Below are 19,288 nucleotides of genomic sequence, written 5' to 3'. Positions count from 1 at the left end.
GGAAACAAGCCGCCGTTTCCAGGCGCGCAGGGGTGCGCCTGCCCGAGGAGTAGTCGTTCGATGAGCGAGCACCGTCGCAAACCGCCGCAGCCGCAGGGAGGCGGACGTGCCGCGGCCCGACGCGGCCAGTCCGGCTCGTCCTCCGGCCGCCGCGCGGCACCGCGAGGCGCAACCGGGTCTCCGTCCGACTCCTACGGGTCGGGTTCTCCCGGCTCGGGGGGTGAGGAGCGTCAGTACGGCGGCCGTGCAGAGGCCCGGCGTGCTGCGCAGAGAAGCACCGGCGGCAGCCGTCGCCGAGGTGCGGAACCGACCCGTGGCGGCCGGCGTGCCGCCCCGGGCGGGGGCCGCGCCGCAGCCGTTCCCGACAGGAAGCGGCTGATCGACTACCCGCGTGCCGGGAAATACGGCTGGCAGCGGTGGATGCCCTCCTGGAAGCTCGTCTCCGGCCTCTGCATCGGCTTCCTGGGCAGCCTGGTGGCCGTGGCGGGCATCGGGTACGCCATGGTTAGCGTTCCCAACGAGGAGAACGCGGCGGCCCTGTCGCAGAACAACGTCTACTACTGGGCCGACGGCAGTCGGATGGTCGCGGCCGGCAGTGGCACCAACCGGCAGAACGTCACGATCGAGCGCATCCCGATGGCCATGCGGGATGCGGTGATCTCGGCTGAGAACAAGACCTTCTACGACGACTCGGGCGTCGACCCCATGGGTATCGCCCGAGCCCTGGCGAACATGGCCCGCGGCGGTGACACGCAGGGTGGTTCGACGATCACCCAGCAGTTCGTCAAGAACACCTACCTGAGCCAGGAGCAGACGCTCTCCCGCAAGTTCAAGGAGATGTTCATCTCCGTCAAGGTGGGCACCAAGCTCTCGAAGGACGAGATCCTCCAGGGCTACCTGAACACCTCGTACTACGGCCGTGGCGCCTACGGCATCCAGGCGGCCGCGCAGACGTACTACGGCAAGGACGCGGACCGGCTCACGCCGAGTGAGTGCGCGTTCCTCGCCGCGCTGCTCAAGGGGCCGACGTACTACGACCCCGCAGGCAATGACGGCATCGATCCGGCTGCCACCAAGGAAGCCAACCGCAAGCGGTCGGAGGACCGCTGGGGCTGGATCCTCGAGCAGATGCACAACGACGACAAGCTGACGGACGAGCAGTACCAGCAGGCGATCAGCAAGTACCCCGAACCCCAGGGTCGCAAGGCGACCAAGGGCATGACGGGCCAGATCGGCTACCTGGTGGACACGGCGAAGAAGTACGTCCTGAACCACTCCAACATCTCGGAGAAGCAGTTCGACCAGGGCGGCTACCAGATCAAGACGACCTTCGAGAAGGAGAAGGTCGAGGCGATGGCCAAAGCCGTGAAGAAGGTCGAGAAGGAGAAGCTCGACCCGAAGAAGCGTGAGCTGGACAGGCACGTCCAGTTCGGGGCGGCTTCGGTGAAGCCGAATGACGGGGCGATCGTCGCGCTCTACGGCGGTGCGGGCTACGAGAAAGGCCACTTCAACAACAACGCCGACACCTCGGGCGTGCCCGTCGGTTCGACGTGGAAGCCTTTCGTGCTGGCCGCCGCGATGCAGGACGGCACGTACCGCAGCGACGGCCCGCTCTCGCCGCTGAGCAAGTACAACGGCAATGACGACCTGAAGGTCCGGAAGCCGGACGGCACGTACTACCTGCGCAAGGACAACTCGGTCTTCCGGCAGCAGAACGAGAGCGACCACCCGTGGGGTTACATCACCTTGCGCAAGGCGATGGAGCAGTCCGTCAACACTCCGTTCGTGCAGCTCGGTGTCGATGTGGGCATGGCGCGGGTACGTGATGTCGCCGAGCGGTCCGGAATCCTGGATCAGAGCATGGTGCAGGAGCTCAACCCCTCGTTCGCTCTCGGTACGTCCACGCCCAGCGCGATCCGTATGGCAGACGCCTATGCGACATTCGCCGCCGCCGGCAAGCAGGCTGCCCCCTACTCGGTGACGAGCGTCAAGTGGAACGGCCAGGAGATCAAGGGCTTCCAGAAGCCGAGGGTCACCCGGGCGATGCCGGAGAACGTGGCGAACAACATCACGGACGTGCTGGAGAACGTGATCCAGAACGGTACGGGTAAGAAGGCGCTGGCCCTGGGCCGTAAGGCGGCCGGTAAGACGGGTACGACCGACGAGAACAAGTCGGCGTGGTTCGTCGGCTACACCAAGCAGCTGTCGACCTCCGTTGCCATGTTCCGGGAGGACCCCAAGAGCGCCAGGCTGCTGTCGATGAACGGCACCGCCGGTGAGCAGTCCATCCACGGTGGTGACGTGCCGACGCAGGTGTGGACCGAGTACATGAAGGCCGCACTCGATGGCGAGCCCGATCTGGGCTTCCCGCCGGCAGAGAAGATCGGCACCATCCAGGACGCCCTCGGCGCCCCCACGCCCAAGCCGACTCCCAGTGAGCAGCCCAGCGAGACGCCGTCCGAGACGCCGAGCGCCACGCCCAGCGAGACGACGCCGACGTCTCCGTCGCCCTCGCCGAGCGACACCTGCGGCTTCTTCGGTTGCGAGGAGGACGGGGGCCAGGACAACGGCGGACAGAACAACGGCGGCACGGACGGAGGCATCACCGCTCCGCCGACAGGGCCCAGCGAAACGGCCGACGACGGTGGCACCAACAGAGGAAGCGACAACGGAGGCATCTTCGGAGGCCCCAACGGTTAGCCGGCCAACCGCCCGGCTTGGGTGTTTCACGTGAAACGCGAAGGTGTTTCACGTGAAACGAGGGCCGCCGCACCCACCGGGTGCGGCGGCCCTCAGCGTATGGCCGGACTCGTACGGCAGGATGTGCGGCATGCCCAGTGCAGAATCGACGCGAGCAGGCGTCCACAAGCCGGAGCCGGTGCTGCCGACCAAGGAGGACGCAGTCGCCGCGGCCGGCAGTGAGCTGATCGGCGGTCCGCTCGGGCGGCGTGCCCTGCTCGGAACGTCGTGGTGGACGCCGGTGCGAGTGATCGCGCTGATGGCGATCGGCATGTTCGCCCTCGGCATGGTCCAGAAGGCGCCCTGTTACAACGGTGCCTGGTTCTACGGCGCCAGTTCCCAGTACACCCACGCCTGCTATTCGGACATCCCGCACCTCTATCAGGGGCGCGGCTTCGCCGACGGTCTCGTGCCGTACTTCGACCGGCTCCCCGGCGACATGCAGTACCTGGAGTACCCGGTGCTGACCGGTGTCTTCATGGAGGTCGCTTCCTGGCTCACGCCCGGCAGCGGCACGATCCAGGACCAGGAGCAGTGGTACTGGATGGTCAACGCCGGGATGCTGATGGTCTGCGCGGCGGTCATCGCCGTCTGCGTGACCCGGACCCACGCCCGGCGCCCCTGGGACGGTCTGCTGGTCGCTCTGGCGCCCGCCTTCGCACTCACGGCGACCATCAACTGGGACCTGCTGGCGGTCGCTCTGACGGCTGCGGCGATGCTGATGTGGTCCCGTGGCCGGGCCCTCGCCTTCGGCGTTCTGCTGGGGCTGGCAACGGCTGCCAAGCTCTATCCGTTCCTGCTTCTCGGGCCGTTGCTGGTGCTGTGCTGGCGCGCGGGCCGATGGCGGGAGTTCGGGGCGGCTTTGGGCGGAGCGATCGTCGCCTGGGTCGTGGTGAACGGCCCGGTGATGCTGTTCGCGTTCGAGGGCTGGTCGAAGTTTTACACCTTCAGCCAGGAGCGGGGCGTCGACTTCGGTTCCTTCTGGCTGATCATGGCTCAGAACTCGGACGACCCGCTCGGCATCGACACCGTGAACACGCTCGCCACACTGCTGATGCTGGTGTGCTGTGCGGCCGTTGCCGTGCTGGCCCTGACGGCTCGGCGCCGCCCGCGCTTCGCCCAGCTCGCGTTCCTCATCGTCGCGGCGTTCATCCTCACCAACAAGGTCTATTCGCCGCAGTACGTCCTGTGGCTGGTGCCGCTGGCCGCTCTCGCCCGGCCCAAGTGGCGGGACTTCCTGATCTGGCAGGCCTGCGAGGTGGCGTACTTCCTGGGAATCTGGCTGTACCTCGCGTACACGACCAGTGGAGACGCCCACAAGGGTCTGCCCACCGACGGCTACCACTGGGCCATCGGTCTGCATCTGCTCGGGACGCTCTACCTGTGCGTCATGGTCGTGCGCGACATCCTGCGGCCGGACCGGGACCCGGTGCGCAGGTCCGGGGACGACGATCCTTCGGGCGGGGTGCTGGACGGGGCGAAGGACGTCTTCGTCCTGGGCCGTGTAGCCAAACCCGAGCGGCAGGAGGCGGCGGCCCGGTTCGACGGCCCCGCGGTCGACTGGGGACGACAGGGAGCCACGGGTGGTTCGCTCTGAGCGAACACCCTCAGAGGTGGCGCGACAAGCAGAGAGGCCGGACACGGGAGTCGTGTCCGGCCTCTCTCGTCGCCACTGGATCGGTCAGCGGTCCACGAGCCGGTCGAACTGGGTGGTGGTGTGCCGCAGGTGGGCCACCAGCTCCTCGCCGACCTTCGGCTCCGGCGCGTCCGCCGGCACGAAGAGGATCGACACCTGCATGTGCGGCGGTTCGGCGAACCACCGCTGCTTGCCGCCCCACACGAACGGGGAGAGGTTCCGGTTCACCGTCGCCAGGCCGGCCCGGGCCACTCCCTTGGCGCGCGGCATGACGCCGTGCAGGGCCTTCGGGGCCTCCAGACCCACTCCGTGCGACGTTCCGCCCGCCACGACCACCAAGAAGCCGTCGGAGGCCGCCTTCTGCTGCCGGTAGCCGAAGCGGTCGCCCTTGGCGACGCGCGTGACGTCCAGGACCGCGCCGCGGTACTCGGTGGCGTCGTGGTCCCCCAGCCACAGCCGCGTGCCGATGCGGGCCCGGAAACGGGTCTGCGGGAACTGCTGCTGCAGCCGGGCGAGGTCCTCGGCCTTGAGGTGGCTGACGAACATGGTGTGCAGCGGCAGCCGTGCGGCCCGCAGCCGGTCCATCCAGCCGATGACCTCCTCGACGGCGTCCGAGCCGTCCGTGCGGTCCAGCGGCAGATGGATGGCGAAGCCCTCCAGGCGGACGTTCTCGATGGCGGCGTGCAGCTGGGCGAGGTCCTGTTCGCTGATGCCGTGCCGCTTCATCGAGGACATCACCTCGATCACCACGCGGGCGCCGACGAGGCCGTACACACCGTCTATCGAGGAGACGGAGCGGATCACCCGGTCCGGCAGCGGCACCGGCTCCTCACCGCGCCGGTACGGCGTCAGCACCAGCAGGTCGCCGCCGAACCAGTCCTTGATCCGTGCGGCCTCGTAGGTCGTGCCGACGGCCAGCACGTCCGAACCGAGGCGGGTGGCCTCCTCCGCCAGCCGCTCGTGCCCGAAGCCGTAGCCGTTGCCCTTGCAGACCGGCACGAGGCCGGGGAACTGCTCCTGCACGTGCTTGTGGTGCGCCCGCCAGCGCGCGGTGTCGACGTAGAGCGTGAGCGCCATGGCCGGACCTGGAACCTTTCTCGTGGTTGCCGTGAATCAGCGATTGCGGTGGATCAGCGGTGCCGTGGGACGGCGGTCGCCGTGTGTCAGGGGTAGGGAAGCACCGAACGGGGTCACCGGCGGGACATATACATGTCGAGCGCCTTGTGCAGCAGCTTGTTCAGCGGGAAGTCCCATTCGCCGAGGTACTCGGCGGCCTGGCCGCCCGTGCCCACCTTGAACTGGATCAGGCCGAAGAGGTGGTCGGTCTCGTCCAGGGAGTCGGAGATGCCGCGCAGGTCGTAGACGGTGGCGCCGAGCGCGTAGGCGTCGCGCAGCATCCGCCACTGCATGGCGTTCGAGGGCCGGACCTCGCGGCCGATGTTGTCGGAGGCGCCGTAGGAGTACCAGACGTGGCCGCCGACGATGAGCATGGTCGCCGCCGACAGGTTCACGCCGTTGTGCCGGGCGAAGTACAGCCGCATGCGATTGGGGTCCTCGGTGTTGAGGGCCGTCCACATGCGCTGGAAGTACGACAGCGGGCGCGGCCGGAAGTGGTCCCGCACGGCCGTGATCTCATACAGGCGCTGCCATTCCTCGAGGTCCTGGTAGCCACCCTGGACGACCTCGACGCCGGCCTTCTCGGCCTTCTTGATGTTGCGGCGCCACAACTGGTTGAAGTTCTTGTGGACCTCTTCCAGGGACCGGTTCGCCAGCGGCACCTGGTAGACGTAACGCGGCTGGACGTCGCCGAAGCCGGCGCCGCCGTCCTCGCCCTGCTGCCAGCCCATGCGGCGCAGCTTGTCGGCCACCTCGAAGGCGCGCGGCTCGATGTGGTCGGCCTCGATGTCACGCAGGCGCTTGACGTCGGGGTTCTGGATGCCCTGCTTGATGGACGCGGCCTCCCAGCGCCGGATGATCACCGGCGGACCCATCTTCACCGAGAAGGCGCCCTGCTGCTTCAGGTGCGCCAGCATCGGCTCGATCCATTCCTGCAGGTTCGGCGCGAACCAGTTGATGACCGGGCCCTCGGGCAGGTAGGCGAGGTAGCGCTTGATCTTCGGCAGCTGGCGGTAGAGGACCAGGCCCACACCGACCAGCTCACCGGTGCGGTCGTCGAACCAGCCGAGATTCTCCGAGCGCCACTCGGCCTTGACGTCAGCCCAGGCCGGGACCTGCATGTGGCTCGCCGACGGCAGGCTCTGGATGTACGCCAGATGCTGCTCTCGACTGATGGTCCTCAGGGTCAGGCTCATTCGGGGCGCTCCTCGGGCTGGTGTGTCCCCATGGGTTCAGGGGCTCCGGCTCTCGCGCGAAGCCTACTGCGCCGTGGGAGCGCGTCGTCTGGGCGTACGAATCTCCGCCCCGGCGTGAGGCCGGCCGGGGCGGGATCCGGTGTGCGGAAGGGGGTGTCCGGCGTCAGCCGATGAGGCCGCCGTGCGCCATGCCGAGGAAGAACCCGACACCGGATGCGCCGAGACCCAGGATCAGGCCGAAGCGTTCCCGGGTCGTCTCCGAGATCCACTGGCCGTACGCACCCGTGAGGATGCCCAGAAGGCCGGCCCAGGAGCTGAGAACGTGCAGGTCGTCCTCGACGATCGCCGTGAGGAACGCGGTGAGGCCCAGCACCAGGGTCACCGCGAGGAGGGCGTCCTGGAGGGGGTGGGGCTTTCCGTCCGTGGCCAAGAGGCCGCCGCCGGTGTTGGGTCGCAATGCCTGTGCCATAGGGCACCTCCTGCGAAAGTCGGCGCATCGTAGCGCCATACACACCCGATGCGTACAGATTGGCCGCCCTGGCGGCCGGATTTCAACCGGAAGCCACCGGGCGGGTAGTCTGTACCGTCCGCACCGGTGTCTGCCCATGCCATGGCGAGGGCTTCTCCACAGAACCCCTGATTGTCAGTGGTGGCCGATACCGTTGCCTACGCATCACAACCCTCCTGCCACGGAACGACCGTGGCCGCTGAGTCCAAAGGAGGTGGGTTCCACATGCGTCACTACGAGGTGATGGTCATCCTCGACCCCGACGTCGAGGAGCGCGCTGTCTCCCCGCTGATCGAGAACTTCCTCTCTGTCGTCCGTGACGGCGGCGGAAAGGTCGAGAAGGTCGACACCTGGGGTCGTCGTCGTCTCGCGTACGAGATCAAGAAGAAGCCCGAGGGCATCTACTCGGTCATCGACCTGCAGGCCGAGCCTGCGGTCGTCAAGGAGCTCGACCGCCAGATGAACCTGAACGAGTCGGTCCTCCGGACCAAGGTCCTCCGTCCCGAGACCCACTGAGCTCCCCCGCTCAGCTGATCCCGGGATTCGAGTAGCAAGCAGCCAGAGCAAACCCGCCGAGAGGTTCCCCCATGGCAGGCGAGACCGTCATCACGGTGGTCGGCAATCTTGTCGACGACCCCGAGCTGCGCTTCACCCCCTCCGGTGCGGCCGTCGCGAAGTTCCGTGTCGCGTCCACTCCCCGCACCTTCGACCGCCAGACGAACGAGTGGAAGGACGGCGAGAGCCTGTTCCTGACCTGCTCTGTCTGGCGTCAGGCGGCGGAGAACGTCGCGGAGTCGCTCCAGCGAGGCATGCGCGTCATCGTGCAGGGCCGGCTGAAGCAGCGGTCCTACGAGGACCGTGAGGGCGTCAAGCGCACGGTCTACGAGCTGGACGTCGAGGAAGTCGGCGCCAGCCTGCGCAACGCCACGGCCAAGGTCACCAAGACCAGCGGCCGCAGTGGCCAGGGTGGTCAGGGTGGCTACGGCGGTGGCGGCGGCCAGGGTGGCGGCGGCTGGGGCGGCGGCCCCGGCGGCGGTCAGCAGGGCGGCGGCGCTCCCGCCGACGACCCGTGGGCCACCGGCGCTCCCGCCGGTGGCAACCAGGGCGGTGGCGGCGGCTGGGGTGGCAACTCCGGCGGCGGCGGTGGCGGCGGCTACTCGGACGAGCCCCCCTTCTAAGGGTCGGTTCGTACCCACACTTCTTGATCACACAGGAGAATCACCATGGCGAAGCCGCCTGTGCGCAAGCCGAAGAAGAAGGTCTGCGCTTTCTGCAAGGACAAGGTCACGTACGTGGACTACAAGGACACGAACATGCTGCGGAAGTTCATTTCCGACCGCGGCAAGATCCGTGCCCGCCGCGTGACCGGCAACTGCACGCAGCACCAGCGTGACGTCGCCACGGCCGTGAAGAACAGCCGTGAGATGGCGCTGCTGCCCTACACGTCCACCGCGCGATAAGGGAAGGGTGACCGACACATGAAGATCATCCTCACCCACGAGGTCTCCGGCCTCGGTGCCGCCGGCGATGTCGTCGACGTCAAGGACGGTTACGCTCGCAACTACCTGATCCCGCGGAAGTTCGCGATCCGCTGGACCAAGGGTGGCGAGAAGGACGTCGAGCAGATCCGTCGTGCTCGCAAGATCCACGAGATCCAGACCATCGAGCAGGCCAACGCTGTGAAGGCCCAGCTCGAGGGTGTCAAGGTCCGCCTGGCCGTCCGCTCCGGCGACGCCGGTCGTCTCTTCGGCTCCGTCACCCCGGCCGACATCGCTTCGGCGATCAAGGCTTCCGGTGGCCCCGAGGTCGACAAGCGTCGCATCGAGCTCGGCTCGCCGATCAAGACGCTGGGCGCCCACGAGACGTCCGTGCGTCTGCACCCCGAGGTTGACGCCAAGGTCAGCATCGAGGTCGTCGCGGCCTGAGTGTCGCCCTCACTGACGAAGTGAGCGAGGGGGTCGCATCCTTCTGGGTGCGGCCCCCTCGTCGTGCGTGCTGAGGGTTCGTTTCACGTGAAACGTGCCCTCGGCGGACCGGTTCACGTTTCACGTGAAACGCCTTCTGCGCCTGCGAGAGCGTCAGCGCGTCGCGCCGGTCACGATCCAGCGGCCCGAGCGGCTCCGCAGCCACAAGGTCAGCATCCGGACGGTCATCATCAGCGTCATCGTGGCCCAGAGGGCGGTGAGCCCGCCGCCGAGCACCGGCACGAGCAGGGCGGCCGGTGTGAAGATCGCCAGCGTGATGAGCATGGCCCACGCCAGGTACGGGCCGTCACCGGCGCCCATGAGGACCCCGTCCAGGACGAAGACGATCCCCGAGATCGGCTGCGAGAGACCGACGATGATCAGGGCGGGCAGTGCTACGTCCTTGACCGCCGGATCACTGGTGAACAGAGGAAGGAAGGCCGGCCGGGCGACGACCACCAGCACCCCGAGGACGACTCCGACGGCGATGCCCCACTCCACCATGCGGCGGCACACATCGCGGGCGCCCTGAGCGTCACCGGCTCCCAGGTAGCGTCCGATGATGGCCTGCCCCGCGATGGCGATGGCGTCCAAGGCGAAGGCCAGCAGACTCCACAGGGAGAGGATGATCTGGTGGGCGGCGATGTCGGCGTCTCCGAGCCGCGCGGCGACCGCCGTGGCGATCATCAGGATCGCTCGCAGGGAGAGGGTGCGCACCAGCAGGGGAACGCCGGCTTGGGCCGACGCCCTGATACCGGCCGCGTCCGGGCGAAGTGAGGCGCCGTGTCTGCGTGCTCCCCGGAGTACGACCACGAGGTAGACCCCGGCCATGCCGCACTGGGCGATGACCGTTCCCCACGCGGAACCGGCGATGCCCAGGTCGGCGCCGTAGACGAGACCAACATTGAGGGCTCCATTGGCGACGAATCCGGCGACGGCGACGTAGAGAGGTGTCTTGGTGTCCTGCAAACCGCGCAGGACTCCGGTCGCGGCCAGGACGACGAGCATGGCGGGGATACCGAGGACGGAGATGCGCAGATAGGTCGTCGCGTACGGAGCGGCCGCGTCGGACGCGCCGAAGAGGTCCACAAGGTGGGGTGCGGTGGGCAGAGCAGCGGCGATGACGGCCGCGCCGAGGAGCAGGGCCAGCCAGATGCCGTCCATGCCCTGCCGGATGGCGGCTTGGAGGTCGCCGGCGCCCACGCGTCGGGCCACCGCAGCCGTGGTTGCGTAAGCGAGGAAGACGAAGACGCTGACCGCGGTCATCAGCAGGGCCGAGGCGACGCCGAGTCCGGCGAGTTGCGCAGTGCCCAGATGGCCCACGATGGCGGTGTCGGCCATGAGGAAAAGGGGCTCGGCGACGAGTGCACCGAACGCCGGCACAGCCAGCGCGACGATCTCTCGGTCGTGCTGTCTCCGGCCGCTTCGGGGGCGCACGGGGGCCTGTGTCATGTGCACCAATCTAATCGTCCACAGGTAAGAGATGCAAAGGCTCCGGGACCCTTACTATTAGTCCCGGCGTGCGGACTGCTGTGCCTCATTCCAAGCGATCTTGCTCCGCTGGGGAAACTTTTTCTTCTGCACAACCGGTGGACGGCAAAGGTGCAGGTCAAGGAGGTGCGGGTGGGGTGGGGCAGAGCTTGTTCACAGGGCTGTCCACCGGGTCGTGCACAGGTTTCGCAGAGTTCTCCACAGCATCTGGGCCGTCGTCCACATGGCCTGTGGATAACCAGATTGGCTGACGGTGCCGACGGGCCTACGGTGGTCCGGCGCCCGCTCCGTCCGCCGGATTTCAAAACGCCACAAAACCGGCCTTCGTCAACCGGAGTTGGGCCTCTCATTTGTCAGTGCCGTGCCGTAGAAAGATGGGGCACGGCGAGGTCTGCTGCGGCGGACGGGAGGAGGTGGCTCGGTGAGCATTTCCGAGCCCTTGGACGACCCGTGGGCCGACAGCGGCCCCAGTGATCGTCTGCCCGCCTCCCGCCGACGTGGTGACGGAGCCCGGGGCCGCGACGAGCAGCACGAGCGCGGCAGGGACAGCGGGTGGGACGGCAGCTCGGCCCCGTCGTTCGAGCGGGTCCCGCCCCAGGACATCGAGGCGGAGCAGTCCGTCCTCGGCGGCATGCTGCTCTCCAAGGACGCCATCGCCGACGTCGTGGAGATCCTCAAGGGACACGACTTCTACAAGCCGGCCCACGAGACGATCTACCAGGCCGTCCTCGACGTCTACGCCAAGGGCGAACCGGCCGACCCCATCACGATCGCCGCCGAGCTCACCAAGCGCGGCGAGATCAACAAGGTCGGCGGGGCATCCTACCTGCACACCCTCGTCCAGACGGTCCCCACGGCGGCGAACGCGGCCTACTACGCGGAGATCGTCCACGAGCGAGCGGTGCTGCGCCGTCTCGTCGAGGCGGGCACCCGCATCACGCAGATGGGATACGCGGCGGACGACGACGTCGACGAGATCGTCAACCGCGCCCAGGCCGAGGTCTACGCGGTCACCGAGCAGCGCACCAGCGAGGACTACCTCCCGCTCGGCGACATCATGGAGGGCGCGCTCGACGAGATCGAGGCGATCGGCTCACGCAGCGGCGAGATGACCGGTGTCCCCACCGGCTTCACCGACTTCGACTCGCTCACCAACGGCCTGCATCCCGGTCAGATGATCGTCATCGCCGCGCGTCCCGCCATGGGTAAGTCGACCCTCGCACTCGACTTCGCCCGGGCGGCCTCGATCAAGAACAACCTGCCGAGCGTGATCTTCTCCCTCGAGATGGGGCGCAACGAGATCGCGATGCGCCTGCTGTCCGCGGAGGCCCGGGTGGCCCTGCACCACATGCGGTCCGGCACGATGACGGACGAGGACTGGACGCGCCTGGCCCGGCGGATGCCGGACGTCTCGGCCGCGCCGCTCTACATCGACGACTCCCCGAACCTGTCGATGATGGAGATCCGCGCCAAGTGCCGGCGCCTCAAGCAGCGCAACGACCTGCGGCTGGTCGTCATCGACTACCTCCAGCTGATGCAGTCCGGCGGCTCCAAGCGGGCCGAGAGCCGCCAGCAGGAGGTCTCGGACATGTCCCGTAACCTCAAGCTGCTCGCCAAGGAGCTGGAGATCCCGGTCATCGCGCTGTCCCAGCTGAACCGTGGTCCCGAGCAGCGCACGGACAAGAAACCGATGGTCTCCGACCTGCGTGAGTCCGGCTCCATCGAGCAGGACGCCGACATGGTCATCCTGTTGCACCGCGAGGACGCCTACGAGAAGGAGTCCCCGCGTGCCGGTGAGGCCGACCTGATCGTGGCCAAGCACCGAAACGGCCCGACGGCGACGATCACGGTCGCCTTCCAGGGCCACTACTCCCGCTTTGTGGACATGGCACAGACCTGATCGTCCGAAGCGCCCCGCTTGCTCCGCCGAACCCATCGAGAGAACCGCTGCGCCGGTGGTGAAATGAAGTCGACTCATGGGTCGGGGGCGGGTGGACTGGTGGCATGACGACACCTCAGGGAGAGCTGCTGCCCGCGACGCGGCGTGCGTTGCTGCACCGGATCGCCGTGGCCCAGGCCGAGGGGCGGGCGCCCTCGCTGGTCGCGGCCGTCGTGCGCGACGGGCGGGCGGTGTGGCACGGGAGCCGGACCTCGGGTGAGGGGCGCGCACCCGACGCGAACACGCAGTACCGCGTCGGCTCGATCACCAAGACCTTCACCGCCGTTCTCGTGATGCGCCTGCGGGACGAAGGGCTGTTCGGGCTCGATGATCCCCTGGAGAAGTACCTGCCGGGCACCGGAGCCGGAGAGGCGACGATCGCCCAACTGCTGGCGCACACCGGCGGGCTGGCGGCCGAGTCCCCCGCGCCGTGGTGGGAACGCACACCGGGGTCCCTGCGGCCCGAGCTCTCCGACGTCCTCGGCGAGCAGCCCCTGCTGCATCCCGTCGGCCGACGGCACCACTACTCCAACCCCGGTTACACGCTCCTGGGCGCGCTCGTGGAAGAGGTGCGGGGAACGTCCTGGGAGCAGGCACTACGGCGCGAAGTGCTCGAACCGCTGGGATTGAACCGAACCGGCGTGCGGCCGGAGGCTCCCCACGCGAGCGGATGGGCCGTCCACCCCTGGGCGGACGTACTACTGCCCGAGCCGGTGGAGGACCTCGGGCGGATGGCACCCGCAGGGCAGCTCTGGTCGACGACGGGGGACCTGGCCCGGTTCGCCTCCTTCCTGGTGCGGGGCGACGAGCGAGTACTGAGCACCGAGACCCTGCGGGAGATGCGGACGCCTGCAGCTCCCGCGGAGGCGGCGGACGTGATGTCCGGTGACGCCTACGGCCTCGGCATGCAGGTCCAGCGACGTCACGGGCGGCTTCTCGTCGGACACACCGGCTCCCTGCCGGGTTTCCTGGCCACCGTGACCATCAGCGTGGAGGACGATGCCGCGGCGGTCGTCCTGGCCAACTGCACCTCCGGCCCTCTGGTGTCCACGGTCGCCGCCGATCTGGTCCGCATCGTGGCCGATGCCGAGCCGCGCATCCCGGCCCCGTGGACGCCGCTGCGCCAGGCCGATCCATCGGTGGTGCTCGAGCTGGCAGGTCAGTGGTACTGGGGGACGTACGCCTTCGCCCTGCGCTTCACGTCCGACGGGCTGGCCTCGCTGGAGCCGTTGTCCGGCAACGGCCGCCGTTCGCGCTTCCGGCCGAACGGCGACGGCTCGTGGACCGGTCTGGAGGGCTACTACGCCGGCGAACTGCTGAAGGTCGTCCGAAAGGACGACGGGCGCGTCGACCATGTGGACCTCGGGTCGTTCGTGTTCACGCGCCAGCCCTATGAGGAGGGGGCCGAGGTGCCGGGCGGGGTCGACCCCGAAGGATGGCGCGGGATCGAGTAGAGGGCATCAGGCTGAGGGGGCCGCGTTTCACGTGAAACGCGGCCCCCTCAGCCTGTTCGGTCAGAGCGGGAGCTTGAAGCCCGTGTGAGAGGCCTCGAAGCCGAGCCGCTCGTAGAAGCGGTGGGCGTCGAGACGGGTCTTGTCGGAGGTCAGTTGGACCAACTGGCAGCCCTGCTCGCGGGAGGCGTCGATCGCCCATTCGATGAGCTGTGTACCGAGGCCGCTGCCGCGCTCGTCGGCGTGGATGCGCACTCCTTCGATGATCGACCTGGTTGCTCCGCGCCGCGACAGTCCGGGAACGATCGTCAGCTGGAGCGTGCCGACGACCCTGTTCTCCCGGACCGCCACGACCACGTGTTGATGCGGATCGGCACGGAGGCGCTCCAGTGCCGTCAGGTACGGCGCCAGGTCGTCCGGCGATTCGCGGCGGGCGCCCAGGGGGTCGTCCGCGAGCATCGCGACGATCGCCGGGACGTCGTCGGCGACTGCAGGACGTATCTCAAGATCTCCCATAGCGGCACCCTACGCAGGAGTCCGGCTGTCCGGTCCCTGTTTTCAGGCCGGTACCGGGGCCTTCAGCGTCTCGACGACCCGGACCAGGGGAGCCAGCTCGGGGTTCTTCGCCGCCTCGTCGAGCGCCTCGCGCAGAGCGGCGTCATTGGTGGGTCGTGCTGCCTTCAGCAGTGCCAGGCCCGCCTCGGTGACGTTGGTGTAGATGCCCCGGCGATCGGTGGGGCAGAGGTAACGCTCCAGGAGTCCGCGGTCCTCGAGCCGGGTGACCAGGCGAGTGGTGGCGCTCTGGCTGAGGACGACCGCATCGGCGACCTGCTTCATCTGCAGATGGCCTCCCTCGCCGTCGTGCTGTCGGCTGAGCACGTCCAGCAGGGAGTATTCGCGCGCACTCAGGTCGTGCTGGGCCTGCAGGGCGCGCTCGATGTGGGCCTCGATCCTCCCGTGGAGCAGGGAGAGGGCGCACCAGCCCTGGGCGAGGGCGGTGAGCGCGGGGTCCGTCGCTGTCATTGGCGTTTCCTCCGTCCCGAGCAGCTGTCTTCCAGGATAGGGCAACGCCGCAATAGACGGCGGTTGCGTATAGCCCGCGTGTGCAACTATTGTGGACGCACGCAAAGCGCTCCTGCAATCTTCTGGGAAGGTAACCCCTCCATGCCTCTCGCGCTTCTGGCCCTCGCGATCGGGGCCTTCGGGATCGGAACGACGGAGTTCGTGATCATGGGCTTGCTGCCCGAGGTCGCTGCCGACTACGGGGTCTCCATCCCCACCGCCGGCTACCTGGTGACCGGATACGCCCTCGGTGTGATGTTCGGCGCCCCGCTGATGACCGTGCTCGGGACCAAGATCTCCCGCAAGCGGATGCTGATGCTGCTGATGGGCCTGTTCATCGCCGGCAACCTGCTCTCGGCCTTCGCCCCGGCCTTCTCCGTCATGCTGATCGGCCGTATCGTCGCCTCGCTCGCACACGGGGCCTTCTTCGGCATCGGCTCGGTCGTCGCGGCCGATCTCGTCGCCCCCGACAAGAAGGCCGGGGCCATCGCGATGATGTTCACCGGCCTGACCGTCGCCAACGTGGTCGGCGTCCCGTTGGGCACGCTGGTCGGACAGTCCATCGGCTGGCGGGTCACCTTCGGCATCGTCGCCGCTCTCGGCGTCGTCGGCCTGGCCGGCATCGCCCGGCTGGTCCCCGACATGCCCAAGCCCGAGGGCGTGCGCCTGCGGCACGAACTGGCCGCCTTCAAGAACGTGCAGGTGCTGCTCGCGATGGCCATGACCGTCCTCGGCTTCGGCGGCGTCTTCGCGGCCATCACCTACATCGCACCGATGATGACCCACGTCGCCGGCTTCGCCGACGGCTCCGTCACCTGGCTGCTCGTCCTCTTCGGCCTCGGCATGGTCGGTGGCAACCTCGTCGGCGGCAAGTTCGCGGACCGCGCCCTGATGCCCATGCTGTACGTGTCCCTGGGCGCTCTGGCCGTCGTCCTGGCGCTGTTCACGCTCACCGCCCACGACAAGGTGCTTTCCGCCGTCACCATCGCGCTGATCGGAGCCTTGGGCTTCGCCACCGTGCCGCCGCTGCAGAAGCGGGTCCTCGACCAGGCGCACGGAGCCCCGACGCTGGCCTCAGCGGTGAACATCGGCGCCTTCAACCTCGGCAACGCCCTGTCCGCCTGGCTCGGCGGCATCGTGATCGCCGCGGGTCTCGGCTACACCGCTCCCAACTGGGTCGGCGCCGTCCTCGCCGCGGCTGCCCTGGTCCTCGCCGTCCTCTCGGCAGCCCTGGAGCGCCGCGGCACCACGTCCTCCGCGGTCGTCACCGGCTCCGCCCCGGCCGGGCAGCGGGTCACCGTCCACCAGTGAACACCCGGTCACCCGGGCCCGACTCGTCCCCTCCCCGCCCATCGATGAACAATCAGGAGAACCCCTCATGAGCACCACCACCTCTGTCACCCCGCTGACCACGCAGGACGCCGACACCCTCGTCACCGCTGCCGCCCGTGCCGCGGAGGCCGCAGGCGTCACCGTCAGCGTCACCGTCCTCGACGCGGGCGGGCACCTGCTCGCCTTCCGGCGTGACGACCGGGCCGTGCTGATCTCCGGCGAGACCAGCACCCGCAAGGCCTACACGGCCCTCCAGCTCAACGCGCCCACCGCCGACCTCGTGGACGCCGTACAGCCCGGCGGCCTCTTCCACACGCTGCCGACGGCGCTCGACCGGCCGCTGCTGTTCATCGCGGGAGGCGTGCCCGTGCACCGCGACGGCCGCCTGATCGGTGCGATCGGCGTGGGTGGCGGCGCACCGGAGCAGGACCACGCCTTCGCCACGGCGGCCCTGGAGTCCCTTGTCTGATTCCGCTCCCGCAGCGAGAACGCCGGCTCCCTCATCGTGGGGGAGCCGGCGTTCGTCGTGCCGGAACGTCAGCCCGCCGCTACCGTGACCGGGGCGAACCGCCGACTCCAGTCCCCGGGCAGCTCCGTGATCCCGTAGGTCATGACCGAGTTGAAGGCGACGGAGTCCAAGCCGCGCTCCTTCACCCAGGCCAGGAGGTCTTCGTGTCGCACGTCGATGTCGGTGCGCAGAGGGCGATCGGTGTGGGCTGCGAGGGAGGCGATGAGGGCCTGGGCCACCGAGGTGTCCCGGGCGATGAGAGGGCCGACGACCTGGGTGGCCATGTTCGGCCAAGCGGCCGCGTAACCGATGATCCGGCCGCCCTCTTCGGCGACGCGCAACTGGTCGGCGAAGGCGGGCAGCCGCGTGATGATATGCGTACGGTCCGCCCCGAAGACCTGCTCGTCGAGCCGGAGAATCGCCGTCAGGTCCTCGGCGGTGGCCGCACGAGTGGCGACCTCGGGATCGGGTCCGCCGGGCACGAAGTGCCCGCTCACCATCTCGGCCCGTCCGGTGACCTTGAAGCCGAGTTCCTCGTAGAGCGGGCGGCCGTACGGAGTGGCGTGCAGGGTGAGGGGCGTGGTGCCCAGCGCGGACACGACATGCTGCATCAGCCGGCGGCCCACACCCTGACGAGCGTGCCGTCCGGCCACGAGAACCATGCCGATGGCGGCAAGGGAGGGCCGGTCGTGCGGTCCGTACTCGGTGACGACGCAGGCGCTGACCAGACCGCCGTCGGGGTCGTCGATACCGTAGGCCTTACCGGCTGTGAGAAGGAACTGCCACTTGTGCTCCTCCCGTGGCCACCCCCGGTCTTCGGACAAGTCGGCGCAGGCGTTGAGATCGCGGAGCGTCAGACGGCGAACAGGCAGAGTGGCAAGGGAAGGAGTCGGCACGCAGGTCAGGCTGTCCGACACAGACCCCTTGCGTCCACCTGTTTCGGTGGAGAGGTACGAGCTTTTGGCCAGTTGTAGCCGCTCGCACAGCCCACGGTCAGATGCCGGTTGTTTCACGTGAAACACCGGTGAGCATCGCCGCAACGCGCCCCTGTCGAATGTCGAAGATCCGGCCATGGCCGGGTACTGACCACCGGTTCAGCCCAGGTCGGGCGCGTGCATGGCGCGCACGCCCTCGATGTTTCCGTCCAGGTAATGCCGCAGTGAGAGCGGCACAAGGTGGACCGAGGCGATGCCGACGCGGGTGAAGGGCACGCGCACGATTTCGTACTCACCGATGGGATCGTCCACCTCGGGCCCGTGGCGGAGCGAGGCGTCCATGGACTCAAGGTGGCAGACGAAGAAGTGCTGCACCTTCACCCCTGTGGCGCCGCCATCGTCACCGATGTGCTCAACGGTGTCGACGAAGCAGGGCACCACGTCGGTGATCTTTGCGCCGAGCTCCTCGTACACCTCTCGGTGCAGTGCGTCGACGACGGTCGGATCGTCGGGTTCGACCCCGCCGCCGGGCGTGACCCAGTACGGATCCACACCCGGCTTGGTGCGCTTGATCAGAATGAGGTCGTCACCGTCCAGCAGAACGGCGCGGGCGGTGCGCTTGACCACGGGTCGGACGGTCATGGGGAAAATGTGGCCCGGCTGGTTCCACGTGAAACATCGTGTGATGCGACCACGTGGGCTTCCAGAGTGAGGCGGTGTCCCGCGCGCCTCAGCACCAGTCGTCCGCCTCCTTCTGCAACCCTTCGTGCGCCCGCGCCACATGCGGCATCGCCAGGGTTCCGGTGCGCACCACCAGGAAGTACGTCCGCAGTGGAGGTATGGCGGGCTCATGCAGGGCCACCACCTCTCCGCGTTCCAAGGCGCTCGTGCTCAGGTACCGGGGCAGCACCGCCAGCCCCGCGCCTGCCACGGTGCACGCCAGCACCGAGCGCAGGCCGGGCACGATCACCGTGCCCGGGGCCGCCGGGCGCGCGTCGAAGACGGACACCCGGTAGCGCGAGACAAGGGGCAGGGACCCGTGCACGTCCAGCACGGGCACCCGCTTCAGTGCCTGCTCCGGTTTGGCGCCCGGCCATCCGGTACCCAGCCGGCCCGCCCAGCGGGGGCGGCGACCAGGACATGCTCTCGTCGCGCAGAGCAGTGCCCGTGAGCAGGACGTTACGGGGTCGGGGCGGTGCCGACGGCCAGATCGTGATGCCCGGCGGCAGCCCTTTCAGGACCTCTTCGGTGTTCCCGAAGGAGACGCGCGGGGCAAAGCTGCGTCCGTCGTCGTCCCCGGTCAGTTCCGTGAGGGCGGGCAGCATCCGCGCCGGTGAACTCCGGAGGGCCCGCGAGAAATCTGCGAGGCGCGCAACCGAGCCACGAGGGAGGAGGCTCGGACCGTCCGGGG

18 protein-coding genes and 1 pseudogene are annotated in these 19,288 nt (G+C 68.4%); 10 read left to right on the top strand and 9 right to left on the bottom strand.

All coding sequences use genetic code 11. The features are described 5' to 3' along the window. Positions 1 to 420: 420 nt before the first annotated feature. Together Q5694_RS08285 and Q5694_RS08280 are read left to right on the top strand one after the other, a co-directional pair. Positions 421 to 2,700 carry a transglycosylase domain-containing protein gene (locus tag Q5694_RS08285; protein ID WP_333931788.1) on the top strand — a complete coding sequence of 760 codons (2,280 nt, stop codon included), beginning with the start codon at positions 421 to 423 and terminating at the stop codon, positions 2,698 to 2,700. A gap of 121 nt (positions 2,701 to 2,821) precedes the next feature. Next, positions 2,822 to 4,336 (top strand): glycosyltransferase family 87 protein, encoded by a 1,515-nt coding sequence (locus tag Q5694_RS08280; RefSeq protein ID WP_333932309.1) that lies wholly within the window; start codon positions 2,822 to 2,824, stop codon positions 4,334 to 4,336. A gap of 84 nt (positions 4,337 to 4,420) precedes the next feature. Here the strand turns inward: Q5694_RS08280 and Q5694_RS08275 are convergent, their stop codons facing one another. From Q5694_RS08275 to Q5694_RS08265, 3 genes are all read right to left on the bottom strand, one after another. After that, on the bottom strand, positions 4,421 to 5,452 hold the full coding sequence (locus tag Q5694_RS08275) for an alanine racemase (RefSeq protein ID WP_333931787.1): 1,032 nt from the start codon (positions 5,450 to 5,452) through the stop codon (positions 4,421 to 4,423). A gap of 113 nt (positions 5,453 to 5,565) precedes the next feature. Next, positions 5,566 to 6,687, bottom strand: coding sequence for a peptidoglycan bridge formation glycyltransferase FemX (gene femX / locus Q5694_RS08270; protein WP_333931786.1), 1,122 nt, complete (start codon positions 6,685 to 6,687; stop codon positions 5,566 to 5,568). Between the two features lie 163 nt (positions 6,688 to 6,850). Next, on the bottom strand, positions 6,851 to 7,156 hold the full coding sequence (locus Q5694_RS08265) for a hypothetical protein (protein WP_333931784.1): 306 nt from the start codon (positions 7,154 to 7,156) through the stop codon (positions 6,851 to 6,853). 264 nt (positions 7,157 to 7,420) lie between these two features. Between Q5694_RS08265 and rpsF the strand changes: the two genes are divergently transcribed. The 4 genes from rpsF (at position 7,421) to rplI (ending at position 9,120) form a co-directional block, all read left to right on the top strand. Further along, positions 7,421 to 7,711, top strand: coding sequence for a 30S ribosomal protein S6 (gene rpsF, locus Q5694_RS08260; protein WP_003991486.1), 291 nt, complete (start codon positions 7,421 to 7,423; stop codon positions 7,709 to 7,711). 71 nt (positions 7,712 to 7,782) lie between these two features. Continuing rightward, the gene (locus Q5694_RS08255; protein WP_333931783.1) at positions 7,783 to 8,373 is read left to right on the top strand and encodes a single-stranded DNA-binding protein; all 591 of its coding nucleotides are present in this window, start codon (positions 7,783 to 7,785) and stop codon (positions 8,371 to 8,373) included. A gap of 45 nt (positions 8,374 to 8,418) precedes the next feature. Then, positions 8,419 to 8,655 carry a 30S ribosomal protein S18 gene (gene rpsR, locus Q5694_RS08250; protein WP_003949403.1) on the top strand — a complete coding sequence of 79 codons (237 nt, stop codon included), beginning with the start codon at positions 8,419 to 8,421 and terminating at the stop codon, positions 8,653 to 8,655. 18 nt (positions 8,656 to 8,673) lie between these two features. Further along, positions 8,674 to 9,120 carry a 50S ribosomal protein L9 gene (gene rplI / locus Q5694_RS08245; protein ID WP_030237457.1) on the top strand — a complete coding sequence of 149 codons (447 nt, stop codon included), beginning with the start codon at positions 8,674 to 8,676 and terminating at the stop codon, positions 9,118 to 9,120. 153 nt (positions 9,121 to 9,273) lie between these two features. Here rplI and Q5694_RS08240 read toward each other — a convergent pair whose 3' ends face one another. Then, positions 9,274 to 10,611: an MATE family efflux transporter gene (locus tag Q5694_RS08240; protein ID WP_333931738.1), complete on the bottom strand. Its 1,338-nt coding sequence runs from the start codon at positions 10,609 to 10,611 to the stop codon at positions 9,274 to 9,276. 460 nt (positions 10,612 to 11,071) lie between these two features. Here Q5694_RS08240 and dnaB point away from each other — a divergent pair, with 460 nt between their 5' ends. Both dnaB and Q5694_RS08230 read left to right on the top strand, forming a co-directional pair. Beyond that, positions 11,072 to 12,550, top strand: a complete 1,479-nt coding sequence (dnaB, locus tag Q5694_RS08235; RefSeq protein WP_333931737.1) for a replicative DNA helicase — start codon at positions 11,072 to 11,074, stop codon at positions 12,548 to 12,550. 104 nt (positions 12,551 to 12,654) lie between these two features. Next, the gene (locus tag Q5694_RS08230; RefSeq protein WP_333931736.1) at positions 12,655 to 14,043 is read left to right on the top strand and encodes a serine hydrolase domain-containing protein; all 1,389 of its coding nucleotides are present in this window, start codon (positions 12,655 to 12,657) and stop codon (positions 14,041 to 14,043) included. 60 nt (positions 14,044 to 14,103) lie between these two features. Here the strand turns inward: Q5694_RS08230 and Q5694_RS08225 are convergent, their stop codons facing one another. Both Q5694_RS08225 and Q5694_RS08220 read right to left on the bottom strand, forming a co-directional pair. Then, positions 14,104 to 14,556: a GNAT family N-acetyltransferase gene (locus Q5694_RS08225; RefSeq protein ID WP_333931734.1), complete on the bottom strand. Its 453-nt coding sequence runs from the start codon at positions 14,554 to 14,556 to the stop codon at positions 14,104 to 14,106. A 42-nt stretch (positions 14,557 to 14,598) separates the two neighbouring features. Continuing rightward, positions 14,599 to 15,063, bottom strand: a complete 465-nt coding sequence (locus Q5694_RS08220; protein WP_333931733.1) for a MarR family winged helix-turn-helix transcriptional regulator — start codon at positions 15,061 to 15,063, stop codon at positions 14,599 to 14,601. 141 nt (positions 15,064 to 15,204) lie between these two features. Here Q5694_RS08220 and Q5694_RS08215 point away from each other — a divergent pair, with 141 nt between their 5' ends. Further along, the gene (locus tag Q5694_RS08215) at positions 15,205 to 16,413 is read left to right on the top strand and encodes an MFS transporter (protein ID WP_333931732.1); all 1,209 of its coding nucleotides are present in this window, start codon (positions 15,205 to 15,207) and stop codon (positions 16,411 to 16,413) included. A 67-nt stretch (positions 16,414 to 16,480) separates the two neighbouring features. Then, positions 16,481 to 16,903, top strand: a complete 423-nt coding sequence (locus Q5694_RS08210; protein WP_333931730.1) for a GlcG/HbpS family heme-binding protein — start codon at positions 16,481 to 16,483, stop codon at positions 16,901 to 16,903. Between the two features lie 68 nt (positions 16,904 to 16,971). Here Q5694_RS08210 and Q5694_RS08205 read toward each other — a convergent pair whose 3' ends face one another. The 3 genes and pseudogenes from Q5694_RS08205 to Q5694_RS08195 form a co-directional block, all read right to left on the bottom strand. After that, on the bottom strand, positions 16,972 to 17,838 hold the full coding sequence (locus Q5694_RS08205) for a GNAT family N-acetyltransferase (protein ID WP_333932308.1): 867 nt from the start codon (positions 17,836 to 17,838) through the stop codon (positions 16,972 to 16,974). A gap of 198 nt (positions 17,839 to 18,036) precedes the next feature. Then, entirely contained in the window at positions 18,037 to 18,519 is a 483-nt protein-coding gene (locus tag Q5694_RS08200; protein WP_333931729.1) for an NUDIX hydrolase, read from the bottom strand. A gap of 88 nt (positions 18,520 to 18,607) precedes the next feature. Next, a pseudogene (locus Q5694_RS08195) lies at positions 18,608 to 19,233 on the bottom strand (substrate-binding domain-containing protein); the annotation flags it as partial. Between the last annotated feature and the right edge of the window lie 55 nt (positions 19,234 to 19,288).

Origin of the sequence: Streptomyces sp. AHA2, from assembly GCF_036857595.1 — a bacterium.
Classification (GTDB): domain Bacteria; phylum Actinomycetota; class Actinomycetes; order Streptomycetales; family Streptomycetaceae; genus Streptomyces.
Note: the sequence above shows the minus strand (reverse complement) of the source record. Positions and strands in the feature narration are given on the sequence as shown.

Bases quoted from the DNA above. Each gene is read 5' to 3' on its own strand.
- Q5694_RS08275 (WP_333931787.1), bottom strand. From the start codon at position 5,452: ATGGCGCTCACGCTCTACGTCGACACCGCGCGCTGGCGGGCGCACCAC.
- Q5694_RS08200 (WP_333931729.1), bottom strand. From the start codon at position 18,519: ATGACCGTCCGACCCGTGGTCAAGCGCACCGCCCGCGCCGTTCTGCTG.
- Q5694_RS08215 (WP_333931732.1), top strand. From the start codon at position 15,205: ATGCCTCTCGCGCTTCTGGCCCTCGCGATCGGGGCCTTCGGGATCGGA.
- Q5694_RS08255 (WP_333931783.1), top strand. From the start codon at position 7,783: ATGGCAGGCGAGACCGTCATCACGGTGGTCGGCAATCTTGTCGACGAC.
- femX (WP_333931786.1), bottom strand. From the start codon at position 6,687: ATGAGCCTGACCCTGAGGACCATCAGTCGAGAGCAGCATCTGGCGTAC.
- Q5694_RS08280 (WP_333932309.1), top strand. From the start codon at position 2,822: ATGTGCGGCATGCCCAGTGCAGAATCGACGCGAGCAGGCGTCCACAAG.
- Q5694_RS08225 (WP_333931734.1), bottom strand. From the start codon at position 14,556: ATGGGAGATCTTGAGATACGTCCTGCAGTCGCCGACGACGTCCCGGCG.
- rplI (WP_030237457.1), top strand. From the start codon at position 8,674: ATGAAGATCATCCTCACCCACGAGGTCTCCGGCCTCGGTGCCGCCGGC.
- Q5694_RS08210 (WP_333931730.1), top strand. From the start codon at position 16,481: ATGAGCACCACCACCTCTGTCACCCCGCTGACCACGCAGGACGCCGAC.
- Q5694_RS08285 (WP_333931788.1), top strand. From the start codon at position 421: ATGCCCTCCTGGAAGCTCGTCTCCGGCCTCTGCATCGGCTTCCTGGGC.
- Q5694_RS08220 (WP_333931733.1), bottom strand. From the start codon at position 15,063: ATGACAGCGACGGACCCCGCGCTCACCGCCCTCGCCCAGGGCTGGTGC.
- Q5694_RS08240 (WP_333931738.1), bottom strand. From the start codon at position 10,611: ATGACACAGGCCCCCGTGCGCCCCCGAAGCGGCCGGAGACAGCACGAC.
- rpsR (WP_003949403.1), top strand. From the start codon at position 8,419: ATGGCGAAGCCGCCTGTGCGCAAGCCGAAGAAGAAGGTCTGCGCTTTC.
- Q5694_RS08230 (WP_333931736.1), top strand. From the start codon at position 12,655: ATGACGACACCTCAGGGAGAGCTGCTGCCCGCGACGCGGCGTGCGTTG.
- Q5694_RS08265 (WP_333931784.1), bottom strand. From the start codon at position 7,156: ATGGCACAGGCATTGCGACCCAACACCGGCGGCGGCCTCTTGGCCACG.
- rpsF (WP_003991486.1), top strand. From the start codon at position 7,421: ATGCGTCACTACGAGGTGATGGTCATCCTCGACCCCGACGTCGAGGAG.